Below are 21,562 nucleotides of genomic sequence, written 5' to 3'. Positions count from 1 at the left end.
CCTGTCTCCCTCTCTATAAATAAAAGAGCCCCCGGACCACCCAGGGGCATAAAAAATACGCCTTGCGGCGCTGATTAAATTCCATCGGTGTTTTCGAGGATATGATCCTCTACCGCTTGCCGATAATCCGGATTTGTGATGTCGTCCAGCACATAGGTTTCCCCCGTTTTGGGATTCATCCCGCCGTTCATAATCCGATCAGCCGCAATTCTTACTACCACTTGGTTTACCATTATAAAATTCCTCCTGTTTCGGCATCAGCCAATATTAACAGTTGATCTTCCAGCTCCTTGATCCGTTGTTGCTCTGGTGATAATACGATTTCCAAAGATTCTAGCACGGGTTGTTTTGTGTCTACGTCAATTCTTACAATTCTGTGCGTCTGGAAGTTGACAGCGCCATAATCTAAATCTACATAGTCAAGACTTGTCACCTCCTTCCGGGGGAGCACATCGCCTTGCATTTCTCCTGATTGATACATGATTTCCCCGTCTTGATCAAAAATGATTCTATTTCCTATTTGCATTATGCAATCCTCCTTTATCCGATAGCGATCCATTCGATGTTGGTATCGATGTTGCCTGTCTTCAAATAAGCGTGTTCGCTCGCCCAGTATCCCGTTGATGTAAAGCCATTCGAACGCACTTCGAAACCTTGTGAATAATATTGAGTCAGAGTGTTGTCACCTACAAAACTCATAGATCTCCAAGAGGTTCCACTTGAATTAAGATATGCAACAAACCTAAATTGATAATTGTAGAAATTGGTTGCCGCGCGGATAACCAATACCAATGACGAAGGTGTAAAGTTAAGGTTGTCGATGGTGAAATTACAATTATTAGACGCTGGCTTAGTGAATGACCCCGACGCCATCTTTGCTGCTGTGCTTATTTGTGAAATCTTACTCGCCAATGACGAAAATTCTTCGCTACCTGATGCTGCTATTCCCTTGCCGCTAATGGCGGTAGCGATCGCCTGTTTCCCGTTAGCGACAGATTGAAAAAGGTCTTCTGACCAAGCACTCCAGGACCCATTCTGCTTCATTCGCTGCCTATAGCTGTGCGGATTGTTAAAATCGTATGCTTTTTGAACCTCCCACAGGTCATTGTGCCTGATGACTTCATAATACCACCAGCCACTATTGGGAGCGTTTATGACATTGGAACCCATGTACCAACCACTTTTCCAAAATGAATTAATATTCTTATTTGAAATGTCGATGGCAAATCCATTGTTATCTGTGACTTTAACTAACTGTGCCAAACTATCGTTATCATGAAGTACACGCCGGAGGGTCGGAGTGAACGCTTGACCGGCAGTCGTCGGAACTAAGCCTGTATCAAATATGAAGATTTGCGGCTCAGTACCTGAAGCATATCTCATATAGAGACCCCGCGCTCCCAGTGACGTATGGGTGTTTTCGTACCTGAAAATAGCATTGTCCAAATAACAGTTATTCCCAAAGAGAGCATTACCCGAAATGCCTGATGAAAAAGTTCCCCATTGCTGCTGGATCAAACGTCCTGTCATGTTCTCTCCGCCGGCTTTGGACAGCGCCGCCACAGCTCTATCATATGCTGCTTTGACTGCGCTTGGAGTAGCCGCCTGGGCCGTTGACGTACTCGTGACGCTATTATTGAGCTGTACGATCCCCTTGCCTGTCAGAGAGGCATCAGGGATATCCACGTCGAGCTCTGCCAACTGCTGTACCACCCATGCTTGTTCAGCAGATTTTTGTTGCAGCTCTTGTATTGATTCAGATGATTGATTGAAAAACCAGTTAAGCCACGCGGCCGGCGGATGATCCCCCACCTGCCACCCTTCTTGCTTTTTGGACTCCGGAGGCTCCACCCCCGGCGCGCCCCATTCAGGCACGATTTTTTCAAATGGCACAGCAATCCCTCCTATATCGGTAATACATAATCATTGCCTGGCACGTACACTTCTCCCAAAGACCCGCCGGTCGTCATGTCCACATCTGCCAGGCCGGTCGGTCCAGTCTGCAGCTGATCATAGACTGATGACAGCCGGAATGTACCGGTCAGCTCGATCTGTGCCACCCTCACACCAGCAGCCACCGTCTTCTGGATAATCTGCCCAAACTGCAAGGGGGACATGCCAACCTCATTTAAGCGCTTCGTCGGCACGCGAATAAGTTTTATAGCTGCTGGCTCAGGTTCGCTTGAGTCAGTGTACTTCGGCTCAATTCGAATATCAGCGTAAGGACAGTCTAACGCAAGGGCAAGCACCTGAATGATGGTGTTTACATCGGTTTTCGACAAATTTCGAGCGATCTTCGATTTCAGCAGTACCCGGTAAACTTCATCGGAGGCAGCCCCTCGAGCCTGCACGATGTTCTCACCGATCCGGTCCAGTGTCGTCCCCTTGGCCTTGTCGATATCCCGCCATTCTCGAATGGTTTCCAGGCTGTCACTCACCTGCTGCAGCTGGCCGTGGAGGATGCCGATCAGCTTGCCAATATTGCTCGTTGAGCTCTTATTGTAGACATCGGTAAGGCGGCCAAGCATGTCTTTCAAGCTAAACATGACTGATCACCTCAATATCCGTTGCCCGGACCTGTGCGACCTGGAACGGCTGAATCTGTACATTTGCCGGCTGCAGATTATTCCCCGAGCCAACCAAGACGGACACATCCTCAACGCCTGGAACGCTGTACACAGCGCTAATCAGTCTGGTATAGATGACAGAAGCGCCCATGTTCAGCCCGTTGTAGTAGCTGCCACCATCCTCCCCGCCCACATATCGGACCAGCGCGGACCTGATTTGTTCGTCTCCGTCTGCTGGGTAACTTTCGTTTTTAGTAACATCCACACTGATCTGCAGTTGTACTTCCTCCGCCCGGCTAAATTTCACATCATGGACATATCCGCCCAGGTCCGGTACCTGCACAGTAATATCACCGTGTGACTCAATGCCGGCGGCACCCTTCTGGAAAATCATCTCCGCTATGGCCTGATCATCACCGCCAAGCACATAGGCTTGATATGACTTCGCCGGCCGGCCGACAGGATCAGCCTGCATAGTGTTATTCTCGATAACGGCAGCTGCGCGGACATTGTCCAGCCTTAAGAGCGCACCGCGAAGGGCATCCAAGGACGCCGCACCGCCGCCGGCTACGGCTTGATCCATTCGGTCCCGGAATTCAGCGTCTGTCTCCTTTTCACGGCCGCCTTGGGTGCGTTCCGGGTTTGAAACAGCTGTAATATCCGGATTAGGATTTACAATGATCGTGATGGCACCTGCTGCCACGTTGCCTTGTGAACCGGAATCCAGCGCTTCTATGGCCGCCGTTACCGTTCCGTCCGGCCCGATGACTACATCTTCAAGGGTTTCAAAGTAAACCCCCATTTCTGTGGCAGCCTGAAACCCCGCCTCAACGCTCTTTCCTGCGGTCCCGGTCAATACAACCTCCCCGGTCGCCCACTGCTCCAAGATCCGCGTGACGCCTGAGTAGGGCCCAAGCCTGTCTAAGTTATTGCCAGCAGCAGTGTTTTTGTATCCGGCATTATATACGTCTTCGGCTGTCCCCCAGATCCGTGCCAGAAACCACGCAAACAGCCGCAGGATGATACCGAGTGGCGAACGCTCCGAAGTATTAATCTGGTCGCCAAACGTTTCGCGGGCCTTGTCCTCCATTTCTTCAAACAGATCTTGGAACCGCCGGCGCTTGAACCCTGTTCTATCCAGCACCTACCTCCACCCCCTCTACTCTTATCGTTGTGCCGTCAATCCCCACTGCCGTAAAGGTGACCAGCATTGTCCGGGATTTCCGGTTAATCGTGAAGTCTATGTCCTCCACGGTCTGGAACCGATCCTCCTGCAGTAGCCCGGCTGTTAACTCGTCCCGCATTTCTTCCTCGTTGATCTCTTTTCCAAGGAATTTGCTGAAGGTAATACCGGCATCCGGATTGAGGAACCATTCCCCTTTATTGGTGCCTATAGCCGTCCGGCCGCACTGCGCCAGTTCCTCTGGTCCCTCGATCATGGCCAGCTCGCCGCCAGAAAAGACCAGATCCCCTGTTTCATCAATCTTGAGGGAAATCATACGAACACCCCCACAATCACAGCGTCATTAATGTCATGCGTCCGGGAACTGTCCGGGGCCGCGACTTTTCCCCCGAGCACATTCTTGATCTCCCGGTCAGCGCAAACCACAAGGACGATATCGCCTTTTTCATAAAACGGCTTTTCCGTCTCAATTTCGACCCCCACCTTTCTTTTCCGGCCGAGTGCCGGCACGTTTTGAATCACGGCCGGTTCATCATCCCCGGTCCGGATCAATGGCTGCACGTCTGCCCTGCAGATGGATTCGTTAAAGGTGATAACTCGGCAAGGCAACCCCACATGGACTCCGCTCATGGACCTGTTTACAAATCCCTCAATCAGTTTGGAAAGAGTGGCGGCAGGATCGTTTCTCATAGCAGAGCCTCCATTTCCGTCATAAAATCCCCCGTCCGGCTGATCCGGTGCGTGCCGCTGCGGACGTGCATCCGGCCTTTGAACAATTCACTTTCCAGGTCAATGACAGCTGCCGTGGTGATGCGATACTGCAGCTGGGATCGGACATTATATCCCTTAGCGGTTGCATCCTCGAAATACTCTGGTGAGCCGATTAATCCGGTACCTTTGTTCAGACTGAATACACTGTCTCCGCCGCGGCGCAGGCTACGGACATACAACTTCCCTTTGTTAATATAAACGGATGTTCCACAGTCCTTAGCCACCTTGGTTATGATCTCAGTGACTGGACCCTTTGCGGTATATCCATCCTGATAACGGTAATCCTGGTTCAGATCCATCTGAGCTACCGGCAAGCCGATGTAACGGGCCATCTCCTTAATGATGTGGCTGGCCAGTGTGTTCTTGGCGTAAGCAATCTCCTTTATCTGCCGTTTGGATAAGTCCTCCGAGTCCAGAACCGTAATCGTGGTGATTTTGTCCACCCCCGACCGATCGGTTTTTACACTGGAGATATAACCGTGCAGGATGACCCCGGAGTCCTCCAGGTAACCGGCATTCATCATCAGAATCTTGCCGCGTTTGATGTTATTAATCGTCGTGTCGGACAGGTTCCAGATTTGAATCTCCGCTTCATTCGGCAGTGCGTCATTATCAAAGGGTACGGAAGCCACAATGTTGAAATCATCCATGGAAAATTTCATATTCTCGGTCATGACCTCACAGACACGGCCAAAGTTATTCATCTTCCTCACCTTCAATCACAAATAGAAAGACGCTTACTCCAAGCGTCTCCCAAGTTACTTCTCTATTTTTTTCAGATTCGTCATAGGGAATAATGGGCACTTTAGGGAAACGGTTGTCCATAACATCAAGAAAGAGAGGCAAACCGTACACCAGTTTTTCGCCGGTAGTCAAAACCACGCCGTCCTTTTCTAGATCCACCGTGAAGAAGTCGTAATCGGCATTATAGTGGACCTCAAATGTGAACATCTCACCAGCCAGATCAACGTCAAAACGGTGTGGTATCTGGTCCTTCTCAATGTCGATGTACTCCACTTAATCACCTCAATCCGCCCAGGGGCTGCCGAGTTTAAATTTCACCTTTTGCACCTGCTCCTTTGCTTTCTTGCTGGTCTTCTTTGTTGTCGTTGCTTTTGCTGTCTTTTTGGTGGTGGCCTTCTTCTCGCTCTTTTTGTTGGATTTTTTCTGCTTAGTGCCTGAGTTTACGATTTTGGCCACCTGAGCCTTCACCGGCAGCGGAAGGTCCTTCACATACGAAGATGAAGCGAAACGAACCTCTTTGATCGTGATACTAAAATCAAATCCGGTTGCGTTTCGATAGGTCCGGGTCGGTGTGAAACTGGTGATCAACCCGCTGAAGGTAGTTCGGCCAACATACCGGACCACCTCTCCCTGATCCACGGCCGTTTTTAAAAATCGCTCTATCTTCGCCGCGTCCTCAACGACCGTGCCTGTGATGCTCATGTTTCGGAGCTTCCGCTGGACATGGTCGGACACATCCACCTCTTTCTCGACCGGCTGGTCTGTGACATCCACAGCAAACTCAGGTGTTTCTTCAGCCACTGAGAGGTAATGACCGTTAATCGTTGCCATTAATCTGCTGCCACCTCCAGACCGTTACGCCGAATGATACTCTCAAACAGCGCCTGCAACTCAGACATAACCGCCGCCTTCTCCGGGCCGCCCATGGAGCTCCCGTTGACATCGACTTTCACACTGACTTCCATGCGACTTGTCGATGAGCTGCCGCTGCTTGCCCGGGCTGGAGCCGTCTCCGGCGTGTACCCGGAAGAATAAGCTTTGTTTTCATCTGCTGTAAGGACTCGTTCCCCCTTATGCAGCTCTGCGATGTATCCATCAAACGGGACATTCGGAAGACCGGCAGCGTGACTGCCGTCCACGGGCATTTCAGGGATTTCCGGAATATTGATCGCAAATTCTTTCCCGCCCAACCAATCTGGCAGCTTAATGGACAGTGCACTGTTGATTTTCCGGATCAGATTGTTGACCAGGCCTGTGATAAAGTTAACGCCCGTAGAAAAACTGTTCTTCACGTTGGTCCACATGTTGCTGAGTCCCGTCCCGATCCCTTCCCAGGTGGATGTGGCCACATCCTTGATCGTGTTCCAGGCATTGGTCACAAAGGACACAATGCTGTTAGCCACATTCGAAATCGTTGACCAGATGCTGTTCCATACACTAGAGAAGAAACCGACAATCGCATTAAAAACAGACATGGTGACTGCCGTGAATGTATTCCAGTAACCTGATACGGCGGAGACAATCCCCGATACGGCCGAGGTAATGGCCGACCAGATCACCGTACCCCACGTCACGAAAAATGCTGCGATGCTGTTAAACAGACCTATGACCCATGTTTTAAACGCATTCCATATGCCGACCAGCCAGGCGCTAATAGTCCCCCAATTTTTAAAAATTAGGATGACACCAGCTACTGCCAAGCCAATACCTGCCGCGATCGCGATGAACGGGAGATAGGCAACCGTCATCCGGATTCCGGATATGGTCATTAACTTGATTGTAGGGATCAGTTTTGTCGCCAGCACCAGCGCAAATGCTCCTGCTGCAGGCCCAATCACATCGAAGTTATCGGTCAAAAAAGACGCCGCGCTCGCGGCCATGTCGAAACCTCTGGCAAGAGAGTCGATGACCATGCCGCCGACATTGGCAATTTGGGGCCCTGCCACCTCCAGCCAACCAGAAAAGTCAATCAGATACGGCATGAGCTTATCGCCGAGCGGTTTTAAGATCCCCGTCTCGATCTGCCGCCCCATTCGGGCCATGGCTTCTCCTGGGCTGTTCATCTTGATGTCATTAATCTCCTGCATCTTATCGGCTGTCATGTCAAATTCGCTTCGCGCTCGACCCATTGATGCGACTGTCGTTGCCTCCAAGTCCTCAAATTGAGTACCCATCAGCATTACGCCAACCGTGTTCCTTTCGACTGGATCTGCTATATCTCCCACCATCTGCATGACCTGCTGAAAGGCTGCCTTGGCTTCAGGTCCACCAGCGGCAAAGGTACCCATCATTTTCTCAGCATTGAGACCAAGCATCTGTAATCCTGTTACCGTGTCCTTGGAGCCGTCTTTCGCTCGAATATTAAACTCTTTAACGGCATCTCCGACCTTGTCCAAGTTAAAAGCGCCATTCTCAGAGCCGGCAGCCAGGGTATCAAACATTTCTTCAGCTGTGAAGCCCAGGGCCTGAAATTGGTTCGCATACTCATTTGCCGTGTCCAGTAGGTCTCCCGATTTATCCAAACCGTTTTGTGTCCCCTGTGCCAGCAGGTTCATCGCTTCCTCGGAGGTAATACCAAAGTTTTTCATCATGGTATCCACTGTCCGGACCGATTCCGCTACTTCAAAGCCAAAAGCATCCCGCAGCAAGAGAGCGTTTTGTGTGGTCTCTTTCAGATCGTCGCCTGTTTGCTGCGTAATTTGTGCTGTTGCAGTAATGGCGCCGCTGAGGTCCTGCCAATTCTGGCCAAAGTTTTGATTATACAGATCCGTTGCGATGGACTTTGTCTCTTCCATCTGATCCGCTGTTTGACCTGTGGCCATCTGTATGGATCGCATGGAGTCATTAAATTCACTGGCTGCATTCACTGCAGCAAATCCAACCCCTGCTACCGCGGCTGTAATGGCCCCAGCTGCTAACCCGACCGCTGCCCAGTTCTCTTTCATCATGCTGACCTGCTTGTCAGCCTTTCGCAGTGCGCCATCAGACACTTTAAAGCCCACAGCGAACATGAGGTTACTGATTACTGCCATCCGTCACACCTCTTTCCAAGACAAAAAGAGCGCCCGCAGGCGCTCACTTCTTCGTTTCCTTCTTCTGTTGTTCAAGGTAGATATCCAGGGCAGCACTGGCTTCCATGATGTCATCATGATCCATCTTGTCCAGGTCGCTATAAGAAATGTTCATATCCGATAGCAGCAGCCGCCACATCGGCCAGTTCTCTTTAGCCCTCTTGGCCGCTTCCTGCCTGCTGATCATCCCCGTCACCGTCCTGCCCGGAAATAAAGGCATAAGCCGCGTTAATGACTTCAGAGTATTCCTGGTAGGATGCAAAGTCATCAATCTTCATTTTCGGTTCAACAATGACATGCTTCAGCATTTCATCAGCAAGCTTTTCTTCCAGAACGACACCGAACTTATTCTTGCTGGCGTCATTGATCTTGGACACGGCTCGAACACCCGGGAACTGATATACATAATCTTTACCGGATTTGGAAGTATACTTTTTCTGTTTGAAGTTACTCATGGACAATTCCTCTTTTCATTTGTATTTTAGGCAATATCTGCATCAAGACACTGCAATTCGTATTCGCGGTCTTCAGCCTCAGAACCATAGGAACGGGCTGCTGGCTTTTTGACATAAGCTTCGGTGACTGTGACGGTCTCTTTTGGATCTCCGTTATAAATCAAGGATACCGGCACCATTTCACCCGATTTAGCCAACTTGTCCAGCATAGAAACTTGCGGGCTGCTGGATAACAACGTAATGGATAGCGTATGCAATGGGTTGTTAATTTTTGAACGCACTACATCGCCCTGTGCTCCGACCTTCGTCTCATAACCGTCTTCATCTTTCTCGAATTCCACCATATCTTCAGCAAAGCCGGTCAAATAGACACCGTTGACCATCACAGTCAAATCATTCGGATCGTATGTTTTTACTGACACTTCGTTTCCCTCCCTTAATAGGTCACAAGACCGCGAATTGTGGTTTCGTGAATGGCCCCGGCGAGTTCAAATCCAAATGTACCGCCGTTGTATTCCCTTGTAGACCGTTCCAGTGCCGTGGTCTGTTCCCGGGTCTTAAAGGTTGTCTCGAACAGCCCGGTTCCGGCATCGTCTCTGGCAATGATCCCCTGCAAGGTGCATCGCTGCAGCACGTTTCGGACCACGCCCTCAATTTGAGCAATGCCGGTGTTGTCGTAACCGATTTTCTGGTTCCGGGCGTTGTTGAACAGCTTTTGCACCTCGTACTCGATAGTGTAAATCACAAAGTGCTTCGCATGGATTACATCAATGTACTCTCCACTCACTGTTTTGCCTTCGCTGGTCACCGGGTCACCGGCTTTCGTAACATAAGTGATCCCGCCCAAATTATGAATCTCCCGGAGCTCCGCAGCCGAAATGTCCAGCGGCAAAATGCCTCTGAGGCGCTGACCCTTCCAGGTAATGCTGCCGACCGTTTTCGATCCAGCTTCACCAACCAGAGCTGCCTCCGGATAGTTGTCTATGTTGGTGTGATAAAAGACCGTGGTGTTTTTATACTCCTTGGCCTTGATCGTCATCATATCCTCCTTGCTACTGGTGCTGACCATGAACTGCCGGGAGTCGTTCGCTTCGACCGCATCGGCAATAGCTGTAATGTCTTCCACAGCGCTGCGTGTGCAGATTAGAAAATACCAATCCTTTTCAAAGATTTGCGGCAGGAAATCCTCCCAGGTGCCTGCGGTTTCCCTCGTCATGACGGCCAGCTCTGGAGGTCGATGCTCCTGATTAAAAATTGCAGCAGCTGCTTTGTAGATTTCAGAATTGATCGTGTGATCCGCGGCGACTTCAGCCAAATCATTGTAGGATTTGTACGGTTTAGCCGCAGCTGATGTCCCGATGATCAACGGTTTACCAAATCCCACAATTGGCGTGGGTTTTTTAATGTCAATAATGACCGTGACGTCTTTAATTGCTGACAACGATACCAGCTCCTTCTAGGTTTACTTTTTCAATCACGTCCAGCTTACGGCGGGATTTGTTCTGCATCCGGAATTCAACTTCGAATCCGTGCCGGCGCTCCCACTCGGTACCTACGGCAACATCCCGATTTTCGACCTGCCCGACACTATGGACGACAATGCCAAGATCATCCTTCAATTTAACTCGGCCGTCTGCCTTGAACCATTCATGAGCCTGCAGCGCATAGTTCATGCTGACCGGGTTATCATCCGCATAGGACAAAAAGGAGACGGTAAATTCCACCGTCTCAATCTGCTCCAAATATTCGCCGTTCTGCTGTTCAATGGGTCGTCCACCGGTACTATTAAACCCAGGCTCAAAATGATACGTGATAAATGCGCCTTTAGGGATGCCGCCACCGCCGTTCATGTTGATCACCTGCAGGCCGGTATGGTCGGATAATCCGGACACCAGCGCTTTACGGATTTCGTTGTACGGGATCATTCGCTACCCTCTTTTTGATGATGTATTTGTTCGTATCGCTGTATTCCCGGTTTTCCGGGACATCCACGGTGTATTCCTGGTCCTGATACAGAATTAGATCGCCGCTTTCGTGCCTGTGCACCGTGTACAACGTCCGGTCCTCTGCGGTATATTGACCCCCTTCCGCCTGCTGGAGCTGCGAGGAGATAGGCTGAATTACACCTCTCAATGGCACCATATTAGGCACGGCAGGGATGTAATCGCCGTATTCATCATAATGCCCGCCGGATCCTGGCCGTACCAGCGCATAGGGGACCTCATATTTGCGGAGGATGGAAGAAAATCTGATCTGCATCATCGGCGCCGCCCCCCTTTGGAAACAACCACAGACGTTAGGGAATCCCGCAGGGTTTCTTCATCATGCAGGATTTTCTTATTCCCTTTGCGCTTCGCATAGATCGGAGACAGCGGCGGTGTCCGCAGCTTGTCAAAGTTTTTCACCACTCGGCTAAGACCTACATCACCAATCTGCTGAAGCAAATCCTTGGCACTCAGATTGCCTGTTACCAGCTCGATCACGCCCGCCTTCACCGTTTTGGAAATAGGAGCCTGAGCCTTTTTCTTGCCGGTACCGACAAAGGAACGGGCCGGGATCCCTGCTTTCAGCGAACCGTATTCATGTATGCCGGCAATCATGGCCGTTTCCTCGTCTCCCTGCACACCTATGTGCACCTCTTTGGTGACCAAATCCTGCAATGTGTCGATAACCCCCGGGAGGTAGGTGGTTTCGGTCACTTCAATGTTTGCCCGCCTGTAACTTCGTCGCGTTTTCTTAGGCATTACACCCACCGTCCTACATATCCAGTAATTAAGGACTCAACAGGTCTTGGTAAGCATCCGTCGAACCCGCTGTCCTCGTAAGTTACACTAAGATCTCCCACCCGCTCTGTTCGAATTCCAGGCGTCCGGATCATGATTTGACAAAGCAGCAAACAGGCGAGTTCCAATGACTCAGGCAAGGTTCGAGGTTGTTCCTCTGAAGCGTCCCCGGGCAGCACATATCCCCCTGTATACGACACTGTAATATTGTGATCGCCGACCGGCCAGCCCTCAGCCCGGTATACCCTCCCATCCTCCAATACTTCATAATTCCAATCGCTTGGCAATTCAATATCATGTACCGGATAATTTTGAAGGTTAATGTACTTGGACTTTCTATCTCCGCTGATCCTCTCCGTGTACCGCTGTTTTTTAAATCTCCGTTTACAGCGCTTCTCAATCGCTGATGATGCTGAAGCGATATGAAGCATCAGCATCTCATCCCCCATTGCATCGACTGGCGGGCCCAGCAATCCTTTCAGACGGGGCAAAGTAGTCAACATTAGCCCTTGCCCTCTTGCACAGCTTCAAGAACCGCCACGCGTTCAAGCAGGGCGTTCCATTGGGCTTCTGTTAGGAATCCCGGTTCTCCTTTAGGACCAGTTGCCCCTTTAGCTCCGGTCTCCCCCTTATCTCCTTTTTCTCCTGGCTCTCCAGGCGGACCCACTAGGGAAGATAACCATTCATCTTCAGAGCCACTGTAGCCTTGACTTACAGCGATTTCATAGGCTGACTCTCCCGCAGGACCTTTCGCACCTTGTAGGCTCTCAGAGCCAAGCTGAAGGGGCTCTCCGTTTATTGTTATCTTACCTTCTCCTTCCAGGGCTAGCTCCCCCTGGATCACCCAGCGCTGACCACCGGGTTCTTTATAGTTCTTGGTTGAATACATCCCAATACCTCCAATCGGGGGCATGAAGCCCCCTCACTGTTAATTGATGGTGATCTGTCCGTACACAACGGCATCCAAATCAAACGCCCTTACGTCCTCCCGCTCGATGGCTCGAACATCCGTCGAATTCCGGGCAAACGACTTACCGCCGACATTTGTGGAAGCGATCGAATACTGCTGCCTATCGAACAGGACGACGGCTTCTTTGAGATCCCCGATAATCATCGGTGCAAGCTTGGTCGTTGTGCCTGTGGTAGGCAGCCAACGGTTAGCCAGAACGACAATCGGCTTACCTTTATACATCTTCTGGGTCGGATTCTGTGGGTTTGGCTGCAGCAAGTCTCGGCCGTCGCTATCCTTTTGAGTGTCGAGCCAGTGGAAGCCGTCCTGATTCGTCAGGATGATCGCGCCTAGGCTCATGCTCGGGTCCAGGTCCACATTCAAAATCTTTTTAATATCATCCAGCCCGTTCAGTTGCACCTTCATTTTCGTGTTCAGCAATTCCAGAATCAATTTATTTCGCGTAACGACGGATTTTTTGGCAATCCATTTCGAAATGTAAGCCATCAGGTTTTGATCCGTATCATGGAGAAGGCTGTTACTGATCGGCATGATGCCGCCGCGATCCTTGATATCAAACTTCACTGGCGAAAACTTCGGATTGTCCATATCATCGAGATCGGTCAGCTCCGTCATCTCGACAAAAGGTGTAACATCCGCATTCTTCTCAATGACGCGGGAGCCGCTGCGCGAGGAAACTGGCTCGACCGTCACGTAAGATTCAAGGGAAATGTATTGCCGCTTCAGCTCACGAACCGTCGTGTCGATGTCTTGAGGGACGAGCAGGCCGCCATCCTCTTCAACGCTGCCCTGCATAGCGCGCGTTTCTTCGATTGTGCTTTCCTCGATCAGTGTGCGTTCTTCTGCATTGAGTGGTCTATTCCGAAGCGTTTTCAGGAAGGCGCTTCTGTACTGGGCAGCCTTGTCCGGATTATCCGTCCGCGTTTCCGGCTCGATAACCGGCGTTGTCACTCCTGGAGTGTCGGTCTCTCGGATCTCGGACAGCAGATCGATCTGGCTTCGAAGTGCCTGCGCGGCATCCTTTACCGCTCTCGCTTCGTCGAGCTTCCCTTCGCCTGCAAGGTTCCTTGCTTCTTCCAACTTCTGCGCCAGCCTTTGACGCAATTCGCGTTCTTTTTCGTCCATGGTGAACCTCCAATTAGTGAATTTTGGATATAAAAAGACCCGTCAGCCGATGGCCAACAAGTCTATTTCCAACAAGATTTTTTCTTTTTCATGCTTTCGCTGTTCTTTCGTTGTAATGCCCAGTTGCTCAAGACTTCGCTGATTGACTTCACTGTCTGGATAGGCTGCAAACGGTGTTGGGGAAACTTCAAAGAGGTTCACATCCAACAGCGTCCGCTCGTACACATCTTCATCTTTTAGATATTGCCATGAATCACTTCGTACATAGAAGCCGAAGCTTACTCCGTCGACATCTCCGCGCTGAATAGATTCATAGGCGTCGTTGCCCCATGTATTATTGGGAAGATCCAGTTCGAAGGCTAAACCTATATCATCTTCCGAAAGTCGTAAAGTCCCATTCTTAGTTGACCCAAGTACAAAGTCACTGCGATGATTCCAGAAAGCCTTGATTGTGTTTTCTTGCAGGCTGCGCGCGAACGCCCCTTTGGCTACACGCTCATAAAATTCGCCCCAAATCAGGTGACTCCGTTGATTGAACTTGACGACGTAACCGCCGATCGTTCGAGTCGTGGAACCTCCTTCATTTTCTGTGCCACGAATTTCAATCGTCTCTACAGGCATATAACGTTTTACCAGGTCATCCATCTATTCACCTCCTTTCTCGGTTTTGAGACCGGCTTTCAGCGATTGATACTGATCCATCTTCTCCAGGCTGACATAGTTCAAGCTTACAAAGTGACGGTCTCCCATCTCTCCGATGTTGTCCCGCTCCTCCAGTTCGCGCACTTCGTTAATCGTGTACACACCCATTGCGATCATTTCTTTGTAGTACGCAGCCCGGCTAGCGCTATCGCCCCGCAGCTCCCCGGTTGCATTAAATTTCGTGTAAAATTTACTGCGCTCCGCTTCCGTGAACAGCTTGTAGTCACATTCCTGTTCCCAGTTCGTCATGATCGGCTGCAGCGTACTTTTCACGTATTCCAAGGATTGGTTTTCCATGTTGGAGAACTTCACGTCGGTCAGGCCGAGCTTGTACCCGGGCACTTTGTAAATCTTGGCCACTTCTGCGATGCCGAATTTGCTAGTTTCGATGAACTGGGCATCGTTGAGCGGCATCCCTAAGTTCTGATACTCCATACCGGCATCCAGGATGGCGATCCGGTGCGCGTTGTTGAGCCCCGAATTTGCCTTTTGCCACTCATCCCGGGCCTTATCCTTGGCTGGCTTGTCCAAGGTTGTCCCAGCCGGCAGCTTGAGTATGCCCCGTGTGGCCGTTCCGTTCGAATAAAACGAGCCGAGAAATTTCCGCTGAGCCTGCTGAACCCCTAGCTCTTCACGAATGACAGATATCGGCGTGATGCCCTTCAGGCCACTTTTGCTGATGGCCTTGAAGTGAAGGACGTCGCTGTGCTTAATCTTTCGCATCTCCCTGTTCGGAAGCGTGGTCACGTACCATATTTCTCCGGTGACGTTATCCACCTGCACATCCGTCTTCGATGGATCGAGTGGCCACAGCGCTTTTGGTCGGCCGTTATTCGGTCCGCTGGTTTCCCATTCGATATTGGCGTACCCATTACCCCAGACCGTGACATGAACTTGCATCAGCTCTTTGAAGATATAGGCGCTCATATACGGGTTCGATCGGACGCCCAATAATCGTGATACCGGATGGGAGCTATCCTTTTCAATCCCGTTGCCTCGGCGCTTGAACACCTGCAGCGGCAGCTTGCCGATGTCCCCGCCTAAAATGGAGGCGCAGGTGTACACGTTGCTGTTCAGCAGCGCCTTATCGTTCGTGATCCTTTCCCCGCTGGATGTGTTGGAGACACCGAATAGATCCAGCAGCCACTGTTTTGGATTCAGCAGCGAATCATCACTGGACCGCCGTTCCCGCCAGCGCCGGAAGACGCCTTTTCGCATTGGTATTATCACTCCCTTCCGTTAGAACGAGAAGTCGTCGCCCATGATATGGGCGTTCAGATCAACACGGCCGTCGCCGACCATGGCGCGAACCATCGCGTTAATGATCGCCGCGATCAGGTCAATGCGCTGGCTGTCGTCCTTATGCTTCTTACTGAGCTTGATATTTCCATTGTTGTCGGTGAACTCCACGGCATTCGATAAACACCAAGTTAAGACTGGGCTACCGTCGTGCACGATTAATCCTTTCAGGACCAACTCACGAAAAAACTTGGTCGGCTCGGATAGCGTCTGCACACCTTGGCGGATCTCTACCCGCTCATACCCTTGCTTTTCCAGCTCCTGTGTGAAATGAGTCGCATTGTAGGGGTCGTAACATACTTCCTTCATGAACCACTCCTGCTCCCGCTCCATCTGCTGCATGAAGGACTGGATGAAGCTGTAATCGACCACTTCACCCGGCGTTAACGTACACCAACCTTCTTCCTGCCATTGACGATACGGCACTCGGTCGCTGTGCTCATGCTGCGTCGCTCGATCCGAAGGCATAAAGCCATGGGCGGTGACAGCGAATCGCCCTTCCGGCAAGCGGAAGACGTAACCAACAGCCGTCAAATCTGTTGTTTTCGATAAATCCAGCCCGCTCCATGTCTCATAACCTTTTACCAACACCAAAAAGTCCGCTCGCGGTACCGCAAGGGACTTCCATTTGTTCATGTGGATTGTGGACATGTACTTATTCTCGCTGTCCTTCTGCCATTGGTTTACACGTTTGGTCAGCCATTCCCGGATTTTATCAGGGTTTCCGGAGCCAAATGCTTCATCATGCTCGGTTTGAATCTGGCGGCGCAACTCCTGGGCGTATGCATTGTCTTCCTGCAGAACGGGGTTCGACTTGACCCAATTCTTTGGATCATGAGGGTCATCTCCTTGGTCTAGTTCACGAATTATAGCACAGTACGTTTCCTGCATCGGCACTTGACCGCGAAGCATCTTGCAGAGGAAATCGTATTCCTTCTTACAAGGGCTGTTTTCGGCGTCCTTACCGGCGGTGCTGATAATCTGCATCAGCGACTGCAGGCGCTTGCCAAATCCAGAATAGGAGACATCTACGATCTCGGATGTCGGATGGGCATGGTATTCATCAATGACGACTAAACAAGGCGCGCCGGAATCCTTGTTCTTGGTATCCCGACTCAGTGGCTTGAGCAGCCCGCCTCGAGTCGTGTGCTCGATGTATCCCCTTCGAATACGAAGGCGTTTTGAAATCGCAGGGCTATTCATTCCCATTTCCCTCGCATCGCCCCATACACGCTTCGCTTGTCCTTTATCGACCGCCGCACAATCTACCTCGGGGCTGTGTTCGTACTTCCTAAGTTCCGGTTGCCCCGGCGGATAGATGCAGTCTGCGCACATTCCATATAGGGCTAATCCACTCATCTCCGTTGACTTAACGTTACCTCTTGCCCGTAGATGAAGTGCCTTTCGGTACCGACGCTGTCCAGTTTCCATATGTACCCAGCCGTACACCTCGCCCATGTCAAACTTTTGAAAAGGCAGCAACTCAATCAGTTGTCCACTGAACACGCCGCGCACATGGCGGCAGCAGCGCTCGAACCACTCAAAGACACGATCGGCCCGACCTTCATCGAACACATACGGAAAATTTGGCGTAGCCTGACGCTGCAGGTCATTGAGATGACGCTGACAGGCAAGGCGTTCCATTTCACAGCTTGGCCGGATCCCCATCACGATTTCGGCAGCGTACCGGGTCGTGGGGTGAAGGTCCGTCCAATTAATCGAAGAGCTCTGCATCTGGGTCTATTTCCGCATCCGCCTGACGCTTGGCGAGTCGTGCGCGAGATTCTGCGTTCAGTCCAAGCTTGTTGGAAAATCTTAAGGCGATATCAGAATAACGCTGGGACATTTGTACATATGCATTCGGGACCTGCACCCCGGATTTGTTCGTTTCGGTAAATCCATGTTCGTCAATAAGCCGGCTAGACTCTTGGACCTTGGATACGGCATCGCAATAAATAGCTAAGACATCCTCGTCCACCTTATCCAGAACGCCGAACTCTTCCATGTCCTTAACCGTCTTCCGCCAAATCTTACGAGACGAGTCATCCAGCCACTCAGGAATCCGAAGCTTGAGCTTTTTCTTTCGCTCGAATTTCTTGGATGCTTCCTCCCGGGCTTCGACTTCCTTTTTTGTCCAATTTTTACCGCCGCCTTTTTTGCCAACTCGCATATGATCGAATTTTATTACAGGATTTGCCACTTCTAAAACCTCCTTTTTTCCCGATTCATTCACGGGGACTTTTTTTTACATTTGAGGGGGCCGCGGTCTATATAATTGCAGCCTAGTATTCCCTAGTCCCGGGGGTAACAAAAAAACGTCTCGATCTGAGACGTTTAAAAAAATGAATCACTATCTTGCTAATACCTTTCCCTGAGCAGTAGATGAACGTATAACATTATCATTTGCAGTGTAGACTTGTAAACCTGGGACACTAGTATAATCACCATCGTCAGTAATTACCTTTACCATATCTTGCGAAAGCAAGGAATTAATAATAAAAGCATCGTAACCATCAAGCTTGGAGAGGGATAGTCTTTTTAATGCCTCATCTGTACTGTAATTGTCGATGGCTAAATTTTCTAAGGGGAGAGCCATACTTTTCACTTGACCCCATACAGATTCAATTTCACTGATTACATTTGCTCTTTCATTGATATGATTGTGTCGATAAACTTTAGGTTTTATGGTTCTACTAAATATTTCACGTTCAGTTTTCTCAATAATATGAGCTAACTCTGATAGTGACAGACCACTCCATAACAATTTCGAACCAGCACCAATTGCCTTTGCAATGTAACTAGGATAATGAGTTGTTTGATGATTCAATGGAGGTGATGGTGCAATACTTGCTCTAGAATAAGTGAGCCAATACCACACGTTAGTGTCAACTAAAAAGATATCTTCAGGCTTAGGTTGATCAGCTCTTATATCAATAACATCCGACTCGATTATGTAATTAGTTGACATTAATTCTCCTCCCCGTCATCCTCATTTTCACTAAGAATATCGTCATGAACCTTCCGGAATTTTTCATCAGAATAATACCTTGAAGAATTTTCAATAACAATTTTCATTAAAGATTTACCAACTGAATTAATATTAACGAACAACAATTGCTCCCTGAGTTCTTCTCTGCTGAAGTCTTTGAATAAGGGTCCGATTGCAGAATTTAAAAATGGGGAAGTAAAAACCCCAATATTATTAAAATCCAAAGTAACTACATCTTTTCTCTGTAAGAGAGGGAATATCAATTCATAAACTTTTTGTCCGTCTTCTCGAGTAATACAATTGTCCCCGACGATATTTTGGATTTTAATTTCCATGTTAACCTCCTAAAAAAATAGTGAGTCATCCTCAACCTCTGAAGCCAAACAGTAATATTTTTCATCTGTCTTCAATGTAATATTTACGAGTGTCCCACCATAAAAAGAATTAACTTTTTCATGTATTTCTTTATCTTCACTTATATAAGTATAACCCTCGTGACTAAAAATTTCTAACTCACCTTTATTCATTTTTACAAAGCTTTTTAAAAGGTCTAGGCCAAGCCCTCTAGGTGCGAGACCCTCACCTATTTTCGTTGTATTTCCTCGTTTAAAAGCCCACTCCATTGCATCAGAAGCATCAATATCTTGGTTATTCATAAAATTTCTCACTGAATTTGGAATTCCTTCTCCAAAGTCCACTAAGGTTAGTTTTAATTCTAAAAATGAAGGGTAATTCTGCCCGCATGTAATTAATCCAACTGGTGAATGACCATGGTCAAAGGAGTTAATGTATATTTCCCATACATTCCCTACAATTAAATTCCTTAATGCAGGACTGATATTTATCCACCCACGTCCAAGCCACTCATCATTTAAATATCTTAGATAAGATTGTTCAGACTCTGATCGATCCTCACGGTAAGGTACTGAGTTACCTCTCCAAGGAGGCTGTTCGACTAGATCAAATTGATACATAAATCCATTTTGTTCAAGATTAGTTCTCACACTATTCTTTAAAGTATCCAGTTTAAGTTCTACTTTATAACCTTTACTTGTTATAAGTCGAATTAAACCACCAAGGAAAGCTACTCCATTTTGCCTCAAAAAGGAGCACCGAGAAAAGTCAAAAATGATGTCTGAGTTAAAGTGTAGAAACTGACGCCATAAATGAAATAAGTTTTCGTATGAGCGTTCGTCTTCATTTACAGTAGGAACGTGGAGTACTTGCAATAGTTCATCCCCCTAAGCCTAGACTAAGAAGATTATAACATTTACATTTTCCCAATCAATAGTAGCTAATTCAAATTACCCAAAAAATTAAGCATGAATTTTATTTTTTACCAAAACCACCATCTTCTCGAACTGTTTTCGAATCATGGCATGCTTTACATAATGCCTGCCAGTTTAGTCGATCCCAAAATAAGTGCATGTTTCTTTTATGTGGCTTGATGTGATCCACGACCTTTGCAGCTGTAACACATCCGGCCTTATGACACATCACACATAACGGGTTAGCCTTAAGAAAGCCTTCTCGAGCTAAACGCCAACGATGTCCATATCCACGCTTAGCAGCTGTCTCCCTGTACTGGTCGTATCTTCTTTCCAAAAATGCATGATCAGCGCAATAACCTGTTCGGGTTAACTCATTACATCCAGGCTTTTTGCACGGTCGTTTCGGAGCTGAATTCACTGAAAACCACCTTCTTTTAGATTACATAATTCACTAAATGAATTACTCATAGACATTGTTTTGTTAAACTCAGTAAATGTAGTTCAGGCCTGTTACTGCCTGAGTTTGTTCTGGTTTTCTTAAACGAGTTACACCTATACCAGATATGTGGAATTGACTATCTGCGGTGACGTTTCAAAGCCATGTCCATGCTGTCTTGCTCCATCCCAATATATCGAAGTGTTTCTTGTGGGGATGAATGATTGTAGTACCTCATCAGCAAGGCAATGTCCTTGTTTGTCGTCTGATTATAGAAGATATATCCGAATGTCTTCCGTAAACTATGGCATGCAATTTCCATGAGCCCAAACTCTTCTGCTACTGCACGAATAATCTTGTATGCCATTTCTCGGGTTATGGGCCGGTTCAACCCTTCTCGACTCTTAATCAGAAACTCATTAGACGCCTTGCCTTCTATGTAGGGCATAAGCTTTTTCTTGAGAGTGCCGGTAATCAATATCCGTTTCTGCTTTCGAGTTTTCTTCTCTCGGATTGAAATGTGCGTTCCCATTACATCTCTGACCCGAAGCCTTAAAATATCGCCGATACGTAATCCTGTATCGATCCCAATAAGGAACATAATAAAGTTCCGATAGCTAGAGCTCTCCAGATAGTCTAAAATGTCTTGAAGCAAGTCCATATCCCGGATCGGCTGAACGGTATTCATTTGGGATCCCCCAATTTAGGTGGAGAGCCTTTCACACATATCCCCTCTGGTTTAAAACAGAATTGTGCAGGAGCCTCCCATCTCCCCCAAATACCCCCTCGGCACTTTAAAGGCTGTCTAACCAATGGCTTCTTTGTAGCCATGATACTCTTCACCTCTCTCTTATAAAGAAATGCCGCCCCTGAAGGGAGCGGCTATATGGAGAAAATGGTTATGAAACCTTGCTCTGTGGGCCTTGATAGGATTCGAACCTACCTGATCCTTGAGGCCACATAATAAAAGCCCGTATTTAGTATGCCGCCCGGGCGGAGCGACTTTGGGGCATCGAACCCCACCTCACACCGAACCCTTGACGATAAACGTCTAAGGATGCATCTTGCCATCCCACAGCGCGGCCGAGTTCCTACCGCGATAACGGGCAGTAGGCACACCGGAGAGTGAATTCCTCTCTATGTGCCTACTGTATAACTAAAGTACAGACGCAAAGCGGACACGGAACAGACAAGCT

General features: G+C 48.8%; 29 protein-coding genes. All 29 read right to left on the bottom strand.

Translation table 11 applies throughout. The annotated features are described in order from the left end of the window. Positions 1-74 precede the first annotated feature (74 nt). The 29 genes from E6C60_RS20925 to E6C60_RS09850 all read right to left on the bottom strand — a co-directional run bounded on the left by E6C60_RS20925 (position 75) and on the right by E6C60_RS09850 (position 21,054). The gene (locus E6C60_RS20925; protein WP_175415262.1) at positions 75-233 is read right to left on the bottom strand and encodes a hypothetical protein; all 159 of its coding nucleotides are present in this window, start codon (positions 231-233) and stop codon (positions 75-77) included. Continuing rightward, the gene (locus E6C60_RS09990) at positions 233-526 is read right to left on the bottom strand and encodes a hypothetical protein (RefSeq protein WP_138225723.1); all 294 of its coding nucleotides are present in this window, start codon (positions 524-526) and stop codon (positions 233-235) included. Before E6C60_RS09990 ends, E6C60_RS20925 begins: the two co-directional genes overlap by 1 nt. 14 nt (positions 527-540) lie before the next feature. Further along, complete coding sequence (locus E6C60_RS09985; RefSeq protein ID WP_175415261.1) at positions 541-1,893, bottom strand: pyocin knob domain-containing protein; 1,353 nt, start codon at positions 1,891-1,893, stop codon at positions 541-543. Positions 1,894-1,904: 11 nt separating this feature from the next. Further along, positions 1,905-2,546 carry a hypothetical protein gene (locus E6C60_RS09980; RefSeq protein WP_138225721.1) on the bottom strand — a complete coding sequence of 214 codons (642 nt, stop codon included), beginning with the start codon at positions 2,544-2,546 and terminating at the stop codon, positions 1,905-1,907. After that, positions 2,539-3,711 carry a baseplate J/gp47 family protein gene (locus E6C60_RS09975; RefSeq protein ID WP_138225720.1) on the bottom strand — a complete coding sequence of 391 codons (1,173 nt, stop codon included), beginning with the start codon at positions 3,709-3,711 and terminating at the stop codon, positions 2,539-2,541. The genes E6C60_RS09980 and E6C60_RS09975 overlap by 8 nt, the downstream gene beginning before the upstream one ends. Further along, positions 3,701-4,066: a DUF2634 domain-containing protein gene (locus E6C60_RS09970; protein ID WP_138225719.1), complete on the bottom strand. Its 366-nt coding sequence runs from the start codon at positions 4,064-4,066 to the stop codon at positions 3,701-3,703. The genes E6C60_RS09975 and E6C60_RS09970 overlap by 11 nt, the downstream gene beginning before the upstream one ends. Beyond that, positions 4,063-4,440, bottom strand: coding sequence for a Gp138 family membrane-puncturing spike protein (locus E6C60_RS09965; protein ID WP_138225718.1), 378 nt, complete (start codon positions 4,438-4,440; stop codon positions 4,063-4,065). Before E6C60_RS09965 ends, E6C60_RS09970 begins: the two co-directional genes overlap by 4 nt. Next, the gene (locus E6C60_RS09960; RefSeq protein WP_138225717.1) at positions 4,437-5,225 is read right to left on the bottom strand and encodes a phage protein; all 789 of its coding nucleotides are present in this window, start codon (positions 5,223-5,225) and stop codon (positions 4,437-4,439) included. Before E6C60_RS09960 ends, E6C60_RS09965 begins: the two co-directional genes overlap by 4 nt. Beyond that, positions 5,218-5,538, bottom strand: a complete 321-nt coding sequence (locus tag E6C60_RS09955; protein WP_138225716.1) for a phage baseplate plug family protein — start codon at positions 5,536-5,538, stop codon at positions 5,218-5,220. Before E6C60_RS09955 ends, E6C60_RS09960 begins: the two co-directional genes overlap by 8 nt. A 9-nt stretch (positions 5,539-5,547) precedes the next feature. Then, the gene (locus tag E6C60_RS09950) at positions 5,548-6,096 is read right to left on the bottom strand and encodes a phage baseplate protein (protein ID WP_138225715.1); all 549 of its coding nucleotides are present in this window, start codon (positions 6,094-6,096) and stop codon (positions 5,548-5,550) included. Continuing rightward, on the bottom strand, positions 6,096-8,297 hold the full coding sequence (locus tag E6C60_RS09945) for a phage tail tape measure protein (protein ID WP_138225714.1): 2,202 nt from the start codon (positions 8,295-8,297) through the stop codon (positions 6,096-6,098). The genes E6C60_RS09950 and E6C60_RS09945 overlap by 1 nt, the downstream gene beginning before the upstream one ends. Positions 8,298-8,488: 191 nt before the next feature. Beyond that, complete coding sequence (locus tag E6C60_RS09935) at positions 8,489-8,791, bottom strand: hypothetical protein (protein ID WP_138225712.1); 303 nt, start codon at positions 8,789-8,791, stop codon at positions 8,489-8,491. Between the two features lie 26 nt (positions 8,792-8,817). After that, a complete protein-coding gene (locus E6C60_RS09930) occupies positions 8,818-9,213 on the bottom strand; it encodes a phage structural protein (protein ID WP_233280997.1) in 396 nt (131 codons plus the stop codon). A 14-nt stretch (positions 9,214-9,227) separates the two neighbouring features. Beyond that, positions 9,228-10,232, bottom strand: a complete 1,005-nt coding sequence (locus tag E6C60_RS09925) for a DUF3383 family protein (protein ID WP_138225711.1) — start codon at positions 10,230-10,232, stop codon at positions 9,228-9,230. Beyond that, positions 10,219-10,716, bottom strand: coding sequence for a phage neck terminator protein (locus E6C60_RS09920; protein WP_138225710.1), 498 nt, complete (start codon positions 10,714-10,716; stop codon positions 10,219-10,221). The genes E6C60_RS09925 and E6C60_RS09920 overlap by 14 nt, the downstream gene beginning before the upstream one ends. After that, positions 10,691-11,053: a hypothetical protein gene (locus E6C60_RS09915; protein ID WP_138225709.1), complete on the bottom strand. Its 363-nt coding sequence runs from the start codon at positions 11,051-11,053 to the stop codon at positions 10,691-10,693. The genes E6C60_RS09920 and E6C60_RS09915 overlap by 26 nt, the downstream gene beginning before the upstream one ends. Beyond that, a complete protein-coding gene (locus E6C60_RS09910) occupies positions 11,050-11,490 on the bottom strand; it encodes a phage virion morphogenesis protein (protein ID WP_233281193.1) in 441 nt (146 codons plus the stop codon). The genes E6C60_RS09915 and E6C60_RS09910 overlap by 4 nt, the downstream gene beginning before the upstream one ends. 44 nt (positions 11,491-11,534) lie before the next feature. Next, positions 11,535-12,077, bottom strand: a complete 543-nt coding sequence (locus E6C60_RS09905) for a phage gp6-like head-tail connector protein (protein WP_138225707.1) — start codon at positions 12,075-12,077, stop codon at positions 11,535-11,537. Next, a complete protein-coding gene (locus E6C60_RS21455; protein ID WP_138225706.1) occupies positions 12,077-12,463 on the bottom strand; it encodes a collagen-like triple helix repeat-containing protein in 387 nt (128 codons plus the stop codon). Before E6C60_RS21455 ends, E6C60_RS09905 begins: the two co-directional genes overlap by 1 nt. Before the next feature lie 39 nt (positions 12,464-12,502). Beyond that, a complete protein-coding gene (locus E6C60_RS09895; protein ID WP_138225705.1) occupies positions 12,503-13,669 on the bottom strand; it encodes a phage major capsid protein in 1,167 nt (388 codons plus the stop codon). Between the two features lie 42 nt (positions 13,670-13,711). Next, on the bottom strand, positions 13,712-14,314 hold the full coding sequence (locus tag E6C60_RS09890) for an HK97 family phage prohead protease (RefSeq protein ID WP_138225704.1): 603 nt from the start codon (positions 14,312-14,314) through the stop codon (positions 13,712-13,714). Continuing rightward, positions 14,315-15,589, bottom strand: a complete 1,275-nt coding sequence (locus E6C60_RS09885) for a phage portal protein (RefSeq protein WP_138225703.1) — start codon at positions 15,587-15,589, stop codon at positions 14,315-14,317. A gap of 21 nt (positions 15,590-15,610) precedes the next feature. Then, positions 15,611-17,314 carry a terminase large subunit gene (locus E6C60_RS09880; RefSeq protein WP_233281192.1) on the bottom strand — a complete coding sequence of 568 codons (1,704 nt, stop codon included), beginning with the start codon at positions 17,312-17,314 and terminating at the stop codon, positions 15,611-15,613. A 70-nt stretch (positions 17,315-17,384) separates the two neighbouring features. Continuing rightward, positions 17,385-17,903, bottom strand: a complete 519-nt coding sequence (locus tag E6C60_RS09875) for a phage terminase small subunit P27 family (protein ID WP_233281191.1) — start codon at positions 17,901-17,903, stop codon at positions 17,385-17,387. Positions 17,904-18,020: 117 nt separating this feature from the next. Next, positions 18,021-18,638 carry a PIN domain-containing protein gene (locus tag E6C60_RS09870; protein WP_138225700.1) on the bottom strand — a complete coding sequence of 206 codons (618 nt, stop codon included), beginning with the start codon at positions 18,636-18,638 and terminating at the stop codon, positions 18,021-18,023. After that, positions 18,638-18,994, bottom strand: a complete 357-nt coding sequence (locus E6C60_RS09865; protein WP_138225699.1) for an STAS-like domain-containing protein — start codon at positions 18,992-18,994, stop codon at positions 18,638-18,640. Before E6C60_RS09865 ends, E6C60_RS09870 begins: the two co-directional genes overlap by 1 nt. A gap of 9 nt (positions 18,995-19,003) precedes the next feature. Continuing rightward, positions 19,004-19,888, bottom strand: a complete 885-nt coding sequence (locus E6C60_RS09860; protein WP_175415259.1) for a sensor histidine kinase — start codon at positions 19,886-19,888, stop codon at positions 19,004-19,006. A gap of 100 nt (positions 19,889-19,988) precedes the next feature. Next, positions 19,989-20,156, bottom strand: coding sequence for an HNH endonuclease (locus E6C60_RS21510; RefSeq protein ID WP_325053203.1), 168 nt, complete (start codon positions 20,154-20,156; stop codon positions 19,989-19,991). Between the two features lie 349 nt (positions 20,157-20,505). Beyond that, positions 20,506-21,054 carry a tyrosine-type recombinase/integrase gene (locus tag E6C60_RS09850; RefSeq protein ID WP_138225697.1) on the bottom strand — a complete coding sequence of 183 codons (549 nt, stop codon included), beginning with the start codon at positions 21,052-21,054 and terminating at the stop codon, positions 20,506-20,508. Positions 21,055-21,562: the final 508 nt, after the last annotated feature.

Source organism: Paenibacillus algicola (genome assembly GCF_005577435.1).
GTDB lineage: Bacteria > Bacillota > Bacilli > Paenibacillales > Paenibacillaceae > Paenibacillus_AQ > Paenibacillus_AQ algicola.
This window is presented reverse-complemented; position numbering and strand designations above follow the sequence as displayed.